The following is an 11993-nucleotide window of genomic DNA, read 5'->3' on the forward strand; positions in this document are numbered from 1 at the left end:
TTTCGTAAATTCAGATTATATATCAATTTATGGTTTCAGGAAATATAAGATCGGTACTTTTACATTTACGACTTCCATTTTCACTCTTCCTGCTTCCCATCTTTCTTTTTGCACTTTCCCAGGCTTCTGCTATTAACAATCAGAAAGCCATACTGGTTTTCTTTATACTGCATTTGTTCATATACCCGGCAAGCAATGCCTACAATAGTTATTTCGATAAAGACCAGGGGAGCATTGCCTTGTTGAAAACTCCGCCACAGGTAAATAAGTCTTTGTTTGAAACCGCCGTCATATTGGAATGGGCCGGCGTGGTGCTTGCGCTATTGGTAAATATAGAGTTCGCAATTGCAATGATAGTTTATAATTCGTTTTCCAAAGCTTACAGTCACCCTAAGATCAGAATAAAAAAGTATCCTGTTTTAAGTTTTTTGGTGATCTTTATTTTTCAGGGCTTTTTCATTTATTATGCGTGTTACAAAGGAGTTTCATCCAATTCCGGTCAGTTCAGTATAGCTATTTTTATAGCTGGAATGATCTGCTCTTGTCTGATAGGTGCTTCTTATCCGCTTACGCAGATCTATCAACATGAAGAAGATACTAAAAGAGGGGATAAGACCCTCAGTATACTTCTGGGTATTCCCGGATCTTTTGTCTTTTCTGCAATCGTATTTTTAGCCGGGTTTTTCCTGTTATATTATTATTGGGAGACGCAGCATCAATTATTCAAATTCTATGTTTTTATAGCCTTTGCAATTCCGTTGATACTTTATTTTTTGTGGTGGTTTTATCAATGTATGAAAGACGGTAAAAATGCAAGTTATGAAAATACGATGCGTATGACATTACTGAGTGCCAGCCTCATGCTTATTTATTTTGGATGGCTGTTTTTTATTTCATAGTAAACAAAAGTTTGCTGCCGGGATCGACTATGAAGCTCTCAATCACGCCTTCAGATATCGTTAATGTCTGTTCTTTAGTCTGCATATTTATGGTTTTGGTTAGATAGGTTCCATCTTTCAATCTGATCTTAAATTCCAATGGAAACAGGAACAGATCTCCAGCCTGAAGGATTTTAATACTATTCCCGGACTGAAGAATTTCTAATACCGGGATTTCTTTACTTTTTAACCAGGAATTGAGGAAAGGTTTCATGTCACTTTGAGCAACAGCACTTAAATGGCTTGTAAAGGACTTAATCGACTGATCTCCCGATTGAATAAAGTTTGTCATTGCGGTGGAAAGATGTTTTTTACCCAGCTGATGTGATAAAATATAAAATAACCAGGCCCCTTTTGCATAGGAAACCCCGCTGTTACTATAGTCTTCCCAGAGAGAACTCTTCCCATCAAATTTTCCATTGAAATAATTCTGCTTTTGAGATTTAAAAAATGTGGTTGTTATGGAATCTCCGTAAACCGAAGCTAAGAGTATTGATTCTGCATAAGTTGCCCATCCTTCTGTCAGGAAATTTGTTGCAGGTCCTGTGGGATTTGTCCAGCCATGTGCGACCTCGTGTCCAAAAGTTGCTCTCGGATTAGGTTTATCGGTAATTAGCGTACTTCCTTTTACACCGGCCACAACAATACTGTTGCTTCTGTTTTTCCATCCATCTGTATTTGATCTATCCTGGACAATTCCCAGATAATTACCTATCGGCTTCCCGAAGTGTTTTTGGAGGGTATCATAACTTTTTGAGAATTCTGCATATAATGCCCGCTTTTCTGGTAGAAAATCTTTTGTTGCATATACAACCAGGTCAATATGATCTTTTCTGAATGTGTTTACTTCCCAATCTTTATCATAATAAATAGACAAACCGAAAGTTGGGTTTAAGGATTTCGCTTCTACTATTCTTGACCCGCCAATAACCGTTTCTTTTTGGGGTAAGCTCGTTGCCAGATAGTAAGCTTTTGGAATGGTGCAGTACAAACTAAAATCTGCTCGGTCATTCGGACTGGAAAAACTGAAAAACGGATGCCAGAAATACTGGTTACGCAGGTGTCCGTAAGCATCTCCAAAATACGCCGAATTTTTGTCCGTCTCCTCTCTTTCAACGTTAATGCTATACTCTAGAATCAAAGTTTGACCATTCTTCCTGCGCGCTTTTAACAAAAGTAGGCCGGCGTCAAAAGAAAACTCTGTTTCAGCACCGTTAAGTGTCAGTTTCTTCAATTTAGCAGTATGGTTTAGTCTGGTTGCAAACCCGTAAGAATCATTGATGTCAATTGTAAGTGTATCTTTAACTGTTATACTTTTTCCCGGTATAATATTTATTCCAAGACGATGTTTTTTTATTTGATTCAGGCGATCAATCTCGATCCGGCTTTTCAAGCTCCAGGAACCGGCAACCCGCTCAAATTTATAGATGCCGGTATAATTAGCAGCGTAATTAGTTTCATCGCCCGAATTTCCATATAAAAGTATTCCACTCAGGAAGACAAGGGCACTGTCTTTACTTACAAGAATGATTTTAGATTTTCCGGACAGCTTTTTGATCTTTTCCTCAACTACGGAGGCGTAAAAATCCTGAACACCTTTAATAGGAACAAGTTTATTGAAATCTTCGGCATTATTATGCTGAAATGCAGAGTCGATTAGGGCTATACTTTGTTTAAGACTATTGCCATTGCTATTCGCTTTATGCTGTGCAAAGCTACCGGTTGTTGCAGTTAATATTATGCCCAGGAAGATTGGATAAAATTGAATGCTGATACGAAAATTTAGTGTCATTGAATACAAAATGAGAGTGTATGCAGATGACGCAAAAACTACTGTAATGTTGCACGGTATAATTCTTCCTGTAGGGTCGATACATTGTCCTGGCTGATAGTGTCATTAACAAGTATCATGAAACCGAGGTTTTCTATTCCTACTACCTGTTATCCAACTCAGCGCCACACCTGAGCCATCTGAATTAATGTTTAAATAGGCCTGCCTCTTCAGACCGGAAATTTATGGGGTGGTTGCCCGGACATTAATTAAATAGATAGCCGGCTAAGTGTTTCGCGGGTAACCCCGAGATAGGCTGCGATCATAGATTTAGGTACTCTTTGAAAAAGGGTGGGATATTGCTCGTATAGCTGTTTATATCTTGACAAAGCATCATTTTTAATGAGAACCATAACTCTTTTTTGGAGGTTTAGGAACCCGGAAGTTGTTTTCAATCTGAAAAACCGCTCGATTTTAGGCATTTCATCGCAGAGTTTGTTTTTATCTGCCAGTGAAAAATAAAGGATCTCTACCTCTTCGAGGCATTCAATATTAAAACCCGCACGTTCTTTGGTATTGAGTGCCTGATAATCGCTGACCCACCAATTCTCCATGGCGAACTGTAAAATATGTTCTTTCCCGTTTTCATCTGTAACAAACGTCTTTAACAGGCCTTTTACGACAAAATATTCCCGGTCGACAACATCGCCGGTCTGGATAATCAGAGAGTGTTTATTAAATTTTGTAGCGTGAAAAAATGAACACACATATTCGAATTCCTCGTCAGTTAACTGGATAAATTCTTCAAACTGGTGCCTTAAGGCTATGCACATAACAACTATTTGGATACAAAATTAATGATTCAATTACGTAAAAAAACGAATTTCATGATTAACCGTGGCTGTTGTGACATTTATCACCAGGTATTTGTGATAAATGTCCTTATAGAAATTGGAAGGGAGTAAGGAGATTTGTAAAAAAAGCATATGAAAAGTAATATCAAATATCTAATGATCATGCTCTCGGTCTTAACGCTGCAAACATTTGCGCAAAGTCCAGAGAGTAGTAACAAAAACAAAATTTATATGAAAAATAAAAAGGTTCTAATCGTAGTCACTTCTTTCGGTGAGGTTAAAAATGGTACTAAAACAGGATTGTGGGCAGAGGAATTCACGACTCCGTATTATATTTTTAATGAGAAAGGAATAAAGGTAACTATCGCTTCGCCCAAAGGAGGCAAAACCCCTCTGGATCCTAAGAGTATTACTGGAGATTATGCCACTGCTTCAGTTAAGAAATTTCTTAATGACCCGGATGCACAGAAATTATTAAATAATACAGTGACACTGGAAAGTGTTCGGGCTGAAGATTATGACGCGATATTTTATCCTGGCGGACACGGCCCGATGTGGGACCTGCCGGAAAATAAGATTTCAATCTCGTTGATCGGGTCGTTCTATGATGATGGAAAGCCTGTAGCTTTAGTTTGCCATGCTCCCGCAGCATTGAAAAACGTAAAAACCAAAGACGGTGGCTACCTCATTAGCGGAAAAACTGTTTCTGGATTTACTAACAGCGAGGAAAATGCCGGACAGTCGGTAGATATGACTCCGTTTTTATTAGAAGATATGCTTATTGAAAGAGGAGCAAAGTATGAAAAAGGTGCAGATTGGGCGCCATTCGCCGTTCAGGACGGTCTTTTAATTACAGGACAGAATCCGGCTTCAGCAGAATTAGTCGCAGAAAAAATAATTGCTTCTTTATCAAAGTAAAATATTAAAGATAATGCCGGGTCGCCAATGAAATGATCCGGCATTTGAATACAAACCCAAGAGATTTGGATACTTCTATAACTTTTGACTATACGAGCTTTGTATCATCATTAAGATTTTAATTATGAGTAATCAAAAAGTATGGTTTATCACCGGAGCTTCAAAAGGACTTGGCCTGGCACTGGCTAAGCTGGCATTGTCAAATGGAGATAAGGTGGTTGCAACATCGAGAAGCATTAAAGAACTTGAGGAACAAATCAGTCAGCCTGATGAAAACTTTCTTCCGCTGAAAGTAGATCTCACCTCCGATAAAGACGTACGGCATGCAATTGAGCGAAGTATTGCTTATTTCGGTAAATTAGATGTTATCGTAAATAATGCAGGTTATTCACTGGTAGGCAGTATGGAAGAAATGTCGGATCAGGAATTTCGGGCAACACTTGATGTGAATCTCTTCGGAACCGTCAATGTCATCAGGAATGTAATGCCTTCTCTGAGGACGCAGAATTCCGGACATATCATCAATATATCTTCAAATGCTGGCTATGTAGGCTTTGCCAATGCTACGAGCTATAATGCGGCCAAGTTTGCTGTCGTAGGCTTATCAGAAGGATTAGCACAGGAAGTCAGTGCATTTGGTATTAAAGTTACCTTAGTCGCACCTGGACAGTTCAGAACGAGTTTTATGGAGAACGGATCTATGATGTACGCTAAAAACAGAATTGATGTCTATGGGTTAGATAAGGCAGAAGAGACGTGGAGCAGCTTCAGCGGGCAACAAATAGGCGATCCGGAAAAACTGGTGAGAATTTTGACAGAAGTAGCAGCAATGGAAAATCCGCCGGTACGTTTACTATTAGGGCCGGATACATACCATTTGTTGAAAGAACACCGTGAAAAAGAAGCAACAGAATTTGAGTTATGGAAACATCTGACACTGTCGACAAATTTTGATTAAAAATAACCAATGAAAAAAGCAGCTCATAAACCTTATATTATCAATTCTATCACAGAATTGCACCGGCTGCTTGACATCGCTAAACCTAAACATCCGCTCGTCAGTGTAATCAATTTCGAAGAGATCAAATGCTTTGAAGAAGAAACATTGAGGAGCGTTGCTTATAACTTTTATTGTATAGCAATTAAGAAGAATTTCGAGGGGAAGATGAAATACGGGCAGCAGTATTATGATTTTGATGAAGGAGTGATGACTTTTTTCTCGCCCATGCAAGTAGTCACCACTGATATTGTGCCAGGGCTGAAGTTATCTGGTCACTGGTTGGTCATTCATCCTGATTTCATTGCAAATTACGGGTTGGGAAAAAATATAAAAAAGTATGGTTACTTTTCTTATTCGGTTAGCGAAGCCCTTCATCTATCCCAGGATGAAGAGATATCAATAACGGATATTTTTAAAAATATAGAGAAGGAATACCGGTCTGTAATCGACCATTTCTCGCAGGATGTGATCATTTCGCAGATTGAGCTATTGCTGACGTATTGCAACAGGTATTATAACCGTCAGTTCATTACCCGTAAAAAAGTCAACCGGGATTTGCTGGGCGCACTGGAAATTTTGCTCTCTGATTATTTTGAGAGCGAACTCATTCAGCAGGCTGGCTTGCCGGGGGTTAAATACCTTTCAGATAAACTGAATGTCTCACCAAATTATTTAAGTGATATGCTTAGAAATCTCACCGGCATGAGTACAAAACAGCATATTGATAATCATTTGATTGAGAAGGCAAAACAAATATTAGCTACAACCAATAGGTCGGTAAGTGAGATTGCCTATGGATTTGGATTTGACTATCCTCAGTCTTTTAACAAGTTGTTTAAAAACAAGACCAGTGTCACACCTCTGGCTTATAGACAGTCATTCGAAACTCAAAGACCGGTCACCTGACCGTCTTTGATGAATTTCGTATTTTTTATTGCGCCTGTTCCATTAAAGCGATATTCTATTCCTATAATATCTGAGGGTTGATGGGAGAAAGGCAGGGAGTATGCTGGTTTATCATTTACAAAGAAATGCATCTGATGATTTTTAGCTTCTACTTTAAGATTAACCCACTGATTCAAATCTGCACCAAATGCAGATAAGTCTGTATCGGAGCTTTCTATCATTTCCCCAGCCACATATAAAGTAAGATCACCTACGCAGCCTTTTGAGCAGAGCGGGATACTAATTACATCGTTCTTGCATAGAATTATTACTTCTACCCGCTGACAAGCGGCAGTACCCTGGTTAAAATTGCTTTTCAGAACAGTTTCAAATATAAAATGGTCATTAGTGATGCCACTCATATCTTGTACATTGAAGAATCGGAGTGCAGGTAGTCTGGGCTGCAAAGGCACGTTGTATTGGGAAAACAGGTCTTCAGCTACTTCAACTCGGTCCCTTTTTAATATCTCGCTATTTTTAAAATACAGGGGAGTACCCGGATCATTATCTATCATAGCTACCCACCCGCCTGAAGAAATCATCAGATCATGTTCTTTGACAGTCTGGTTTCCGATAATTAGTTTTGCCTGGTAATACCCAGGTTTGTAGTAGATGGAAGAATAGGTATCCTTATCTTTCGGTACTGAAACTTTCCGTGAGATGTCCCAGGACTGGCTAATGAAGACAGAGTCATTACCGGCCGCTGCAGCATTATAATTAAAGATCACTGAATTCGGCACACCTTGAGTTTTGATCTTATTGCTGCTAAAGTTATAGATTGAAGTATCAATTGGACTATCCGTCTTTACATAGGAAAAAAGCACAAAGAGGCTTATTAAAGTAATAGAAAATAACACTGGAAACCAGTATCTCGATTTTCCTGCTGATTTATTTACAGCAGATTTAACCGGGTCAGTACTGGTTTGTCCGATTGCCTGAGGGTCAAGTTTTATTTGGTGTTTAAACTCCCTCCAGTCAAAATATCCTGCGAAATTCGCCAAAGTATTTAATGTAGTTGTGGTCGGAACACTCGTGTATTTTAGTCTGCCCCACAGGCGTTTTAAAGTGGTCACGCTTAAAAGTATACCAGTGGCTGTCTGTATTTCGATGCTCAGCTTCTCAAAGTCATAGCTTGTCCATTGTTCGCTTGCACCCCAGTTTATCCGGGATTCGATGAGCGTAAGACACTTTTCAATATATTCTGTTTCAGCACTATTATTCATCCAGTATTGGTCAATTTATAGATATGCATATGTTTGCACAGACTTGGCGCGGCTTTGAACCACCTTTATTTCGATTATTAATCACATTTGTTCCGCTGCCTTAAAGATACCTTCTGGCGGTGAGAAAAAATAAAAAGCTTAAAAATGAAAAAAAGTAAAATTACATTGATTGTTTCGATGCTGGTCATCGGTGTTATTCTGGGAGGGTCAGAAATTACTCTAGCTCAGGACTTGAAAGGGAAATTTAAGGTCGTAAACCGTTCCATCAGGTTCGATAAAACATCAGGTACCATAAACCTAGATGAAGTGGATGGTGCAGGGATTGCCTGGATAAAAAAAGAGAAATTTACAACTGGCATTATTGAGTTCGACGTCAAAGGAAAAGATGAGCTTCAGCAGAGCTTCGTTGGGATAGCATTTCACGGATTAAATGACACCACTTATGAATCAATTTATTTCCGGCCCTTTAACTTCCGTGCAGCCGATCCTGAAAGAAGAGCGCATGCCGTACAATACATTGCCCTTCCAGGAAATGACTGGCTAAAACTCAGGGAAGATTTTCCGGGGAAATACGAACAGCCAGTCTCATCTGCATTGGACCCAAATGACTGGTTTCATGTTAAGATTGTAGTTTCTGCCAGATTCATCAAAGTTTATATGAATAATAGCGACCAACCGGTTTTGGAGGTAGAGTCTCTTGCTGGGGTAAAGGGGGAAATGATTGGTTACTGGGCAGGAGACGGGTCGGGTGGAGACTGGAAGAATTTAAAAATAAGCCGATTAAATGATATATTAGATTAAAGAAAATCTGATGAAAAGAATTGAAATTGCAGGTAAACTGCGGGCGGTTACTCTACTAATTTCTTTATTTCTTGTATCTCCCTCAATGATACAGGGACAGTCTGTCAAAAGGATTGACGGAACCTCAGTAAATACTGATTCTATTCGCCGTCATGTTATTTTTTTAATGGGGCAGGCAAAGGTTAAAGGATTAGAAATGGCCATTTTCAATAGTAATAAATTGATCTATAAAGAAGCATTTGGTACGGCTAATGACTCTGGTGCGAAATTACACTCATCGATGAGTATTTATGGTGCATCACTCAGTAAAACTGTGTTCGCCGTATTAGTCATGAAGCTGGTAGAAGAGGGGATAATTGATCTCGACAAACCACTGCAGGATTATTTACCTAAACCAATTTATGAATATCCGCAGAAAACGAAATGGCAGGATAACTATAACGATCTGCGTACAGATACACTTTACAGGAAGATAACCGCAAGAATGTGTCTTGATCATACTACCGGATTCCCTAACTGGCGTTGGGACAATCCCGACCAGAAACTGAAGATCGCATCCGTACCCGGCAGCAGGTACAGCTATTCCGGAGAAGGCCTGGTTTATTTGCAGACTGTTATCGAAAAGGTTACAGGTAAGTCTCTTGAACAACTCATGGAACAAAAAATATATAAGCAGTTTGGTATGAAAAATTCTGCCTACACATGGTTGCCGAAATTTGAAGGAGACTATGCGCTCGGATATAATCAGGAAGGTAAATCTTATGAGAAAGACAAGGATAATGAAGCACGCTCTGCAAGTACGCTGGAGACGACTCTCGACGACTATACTGCATTTGTAGAAACGTTGCTGCAGGGAAAGGGGCTTAAGAAAACGCTAAGGGATGAAATGTTTAAGCCACAGATCCGTTTGCGTTCAGTTAACCAATTTGGTCCACTGTCCCGGAAAGATACCTCTGCTTATGATGCTATTTCCTTAAGTTACGGATTAGGCTGGGGCTTACTTAAATCACCTTATGGTTGGGGGGCTTTTAAGGAAGGCCACGGCGATGGATTTCAGCATTATTGTATTGTCTTTCCAGAAATCGGCACTGGTATAATTATTATGACCAACAGTGATAATGGCGAAAGCATTTTTAAAGACTTACTTGAGACCACAATTGGTGATGAATACACACCATGGAAATGGGAAAATTATATACCCTATAATAATAAGCTTGTTCAAAAATAAATTATAACTGCCGGCACCAGAATTGTGCCGCACCATGGTACCGGCGGTTAAATATTACTTCTTAGCTGCGTTAAGTTCTGCCCAGGTCCAGCTGGAAGTTCTTCCTTTTGTAGCCTCACGTACTTTTTTTACGTCATCAGCTTTGACGACGCTTGCTTTATTACCAAGGTCATTCCGAATATAGCTTAATGCCGAAGCGATATATTCATCATCATTACCACCAAGTGCAGGCATGACATCTGTATAATTTTTGCCATTGAAAGGTCCATGCAGGCCGTGAAGCAATATCTTAATCAGTTTCTCGGGATCACCTGTCACATTTTTATTGCCTGCAAGCGGAGGCGCAGGCATGTCTTTTCCACCATTAATAGCCCCTTTACCTTCAGCACCATGGCATGCCGTACAAAGCTGTTTAAACGTAAGCGATCCCTGTAAAACCAGTTTACGGTCTGCTTCTTCCATTAAATTAGCATTCTTCGCTGATAATGCTTTTGCATGCAGGCTGCTTTGATACTTATTTTCAGAGGCTGTCATGATCTCATTACCCGGACGGTGCGCAATCATTTCCCGAATGATAGACTGTGCTTTATCTGACTTGTTGAAACGCAGGGTTAACGCAAGTTGAAAACGTACATCGGCACTAGGATCATCCTTAAGCGGTTCTAAAATATTGATGAGTTTAGTGTCACCGTTTTTTACAGCATCTGCTGCAATCCAGACTGCTGTTTTACGAACTTCTGCATCTTTATCTCGAAGAGAGGCCTTCAGTGTTTCCTGATCCAGAGAATTCAGACCGTCTAGTGTCCAGAGTGCATGAATCCGGGCCAGTTGTACTGGTGATGCTAATGCCAGCTTTTTCAGTGCCGGAACGACACTCTTGTCAGCTCTAACTACCATTAGCTTCTGCGCATTGTCGCGCCACCATCCATTGGAATGAGACAGGTACTGTACTAATTCGGATGATGGTTGGCTTAACATTTTTGGAGCTGTTTTATCTGGTTTTATCCCGTCGTAAACAACCCGGTATATACGCCCTCGCCCGATATTTTTATCCAATTTTTTATTTAGGATCTGTGTACGCAGGTAGGTGCCAAGTCTAGTCCATTCGCCTTCCTGAATAATACCCCTGTACATATCTACAATATATAAAGATCCATCTGGCCCGGTCGCACTGTTTACCGGTCGGAAATTCATATCTGTTGATGCCATAAATTCTTGTTTGTCGTAGGCATTCTGCATTGTAATCTTCCCATCTGTATTCGTGATTTTAGCCCTTCGCACCAGTCTGCCTACGGGTTCGCAAATAAGCAGGTCACCTTTTAAATCGGCAGGAAGTGTATGGCCACGGTAAATGGACTGTCCTGTACAGGCAGTAAAATGGTTAAGCGTACTGTCAGCACGCAAACGGGGTAGACCACCCTGCACATCTGGCGTCGAAATAATTGGCCATACAGATTGAAATTCATCATCATACTGATCTTCGAAATCGAGCCTTCCAAAAGATGGGTTTTGCTGAAAATTCAAAGCTGGAGTTTCACCTCCCGCAGCAGAGAAGTACAAGCGACCGTAATCGTCATTTCCCAGTCCCCACTGACCACCCGGACCTTCATGTAGCTGTTCTGCCTTGAGCATGCCATTCTCATATTTATATCTGACATCTTCGACGGTCACATACATGCGGTTATCCAGATTCCAGATTAAACCACTTTTTTGGTGTTCCAGATTAGAGGTGCTAATCACATCATTGCGAAATACCAGCTTCTTTTCATCAGCAATGCCGTCCCCGTCGGTATCCCGGTAACTATAAATATTATTTGAGTTAGTCTCGTTAACGAGCAAACGGTCATCCAGCGAGAGTATCATGCGGGGTAAAACCAGGCTGTCAATAAATACAACTGCTTTATCCATTACGCCGTCACCATCGGTATCTTCCAGGCGTTTAACAGTACAAATGGGCTTCATCTCATCTGAGCCATCAATATCCTGCATATATGTATTCATTTCTGCTACGAATAAACGACCATTAGCATCCCATGCAATCGCGACGGGTTCGTGAATCATTGGCTCGCTGGCCACTAGTTGCAGACTATAACCTTCTGGCATATGTATAGTTTCCATACTCTCCGCTGGCGATAAATAGTCAGAGGAAGGGTCTGTATTGACAATAATGTTCCCTGAAGCATCACGCTTTATCTTGTTTTTGCTTTTACAGGCACAGGTTAGCATAAAAATCCCTAGTATCCACGCAAGGTGGAATTTGGTGTAACTCATCTAATTCTAATTTATAATTGGTTAATTTCTGGAATGCTAAAAAG

At 40.2% G+C, this 11993-nt stretch carries 10 protein-coding genes; 6 read left to right on the top strand and 4 right to left on the bottom strand.

All coding sequences use genetic code 11. The annotated features are described in order from the left end of the window. Positions 1-29: 29 nt before the first annotated feature. Complete coding sequence (locus tag BLR53_RS11740; protein ID WP_074589894.1) at positions 30-899, top strand: UbiA family prenyltransferase; 870 nt, start codon at positions 30-32, stop codon at positions 897-899. On the opposite strand, the gene BLR53_RS11745 is transcribed toward BLR53_RS11740, so the two are convergent. Together BLR53_RS11745 and BLR53_RS11750 are read right to left on the bottom strand one after the other, a co-directional pair. Then, positions 889-2730 carry a M1 aminopeptidase family protein gene (locus tag BLR53_RS11745; RefSeq protein WP_074589896.1) on the bottom strand — a complete coding sequence of 614 codons (1842 nt, stop codon included), beginning with the start codon at positions 2728-2730 and terminating at the stop codon, positions 889-891. The two genes, BLR53_RS11740 and BLR53_RS11745, sit on opposite strands and share 11 nt — an antisense overlap. Before the next feature lie 248 nt (positions 2731-2978). Then, a complete protein-coding gene (locus tag BLR53_RS11750) occupies positions 2979-3542 on the bottom strand; it encodes a Crp/Fnr family transcriptional regulator (RefSeq protein WP_074589898.1) in 564 nt (187 codons plus the stop codon). Between the two features lie 252 nt (positions 3543-3794). On the opposite strand from BLR53_RS11750, the gene BLR53_RS11755 reads away from it, so the two are divergent. The 3 genes from BLR53_RS11755 (at position 3795) to BLR53_RS11765 (ending at position 6387) form a co-directional block, all read left to right on the top strand. Continuing rightward, positions 3795-4481, top strand: a complete 687-nt coding sequence (locus BLR53_RS11755; RefSeq protein WP_074590194.1) for a type 1 glutamine amidotransferase domain-containing protein — start codon at positions 3795-3797, stop codon at positions 4479-4481. Between the two features lie 124 nt (positions 4482-4605). Further along, the gene (locus BLR53_RS11760; protein ID WP_074589901.1) at positions 4606-5439 is read left to right on the top strand and encodes an SDR family NAD(P)-dependent oxidoreductase; all 834 of its coding nucleotides are present in this window, start codon (positions 4606-4608) and stop codon (positions 5437-5439) included. Between the two features lie 9 nt (positions 5440-5448). Beyond that, positions 5449-6387, top strand: coding sequence for a helix-turn-helix domain-containing protein (locus tag BLR53_RS11765; RefSeq protein WP_074589903.1), 939 nt, complete (start codon positions 5449-5451; stop codon positions 6385-6387). Here BLR53_RS11765 and BLR53_RS11770 read toward each other — a convergent pair. Then, complete coding sequence (locus BLR53_RS11770) at positions 6369-7649, bottom strand: hypothetical protein (RefSeq protein ID WP_074589906.1); 1281 nt, start codon at positions 7647-7649, stop codon at positions 6369-6371. The two genes, BLR53_RS11765 and BLR53_RS11770, sit on opposite strands and share 19 nt — an antisense overlap. 144 nt (positions 7650-7793) lie before the next feature. Between BLR53_RS11770 and BLR53_RS11775 the strand changes: the two genes are divergently transcribed. Then, the gene (locus tag BLR53_RS11775) at positions 7794-8450 is read left to right on the top strand and encodes a hypothetical protein (protein ID WP_074589909.1); all 657 of its coding nucleotides are present in this window, start codon (positions 7794-7796) and stop codon (positions 8448-8450) included. Between the two features lie 10 nt (positions 8451-8460). Beyond that, positions 8461-9678 carry a serine hydrolase domain-containing protein gene (locus BLR53_RS11780; protein ID WP_083332067.1) on the top strand — a complete coding sequence of 406 codons (1218 nt, stop codon included), beginning with the start codon at positions 8461-8463 and terminating at the stop codon, positions 9676-9678. Positions 9679-9732: 54 nt separating this feature from the next. Here the strand turns inward: BLR53_RS11780 and BLR53_RS11785 are convergent, their stop codons facing one another. After that, on the bottom strand, positions 9733-11949 hold the full coding sequence (locus BLR53_RS11785) for a DUF7133 domain-containing protein (protein WP_074589911.1): 2217 nt from the start codon (positions 11947-11949) through the stop codon (positions 9733-9735). Positions 11950-11993 lie beyond the last annotated feature (44 nt).

Origin of the sequence: Pedobacter antarcticus, from assembly GCF_900103515.1 — a bacterium.
Lineage (GTDB): Bacteria > Bacteroidota > Bacteroidia > Sphingobacteriales > Sphingobacteriaceae > Pedobacter > Pedobacter antarcticus.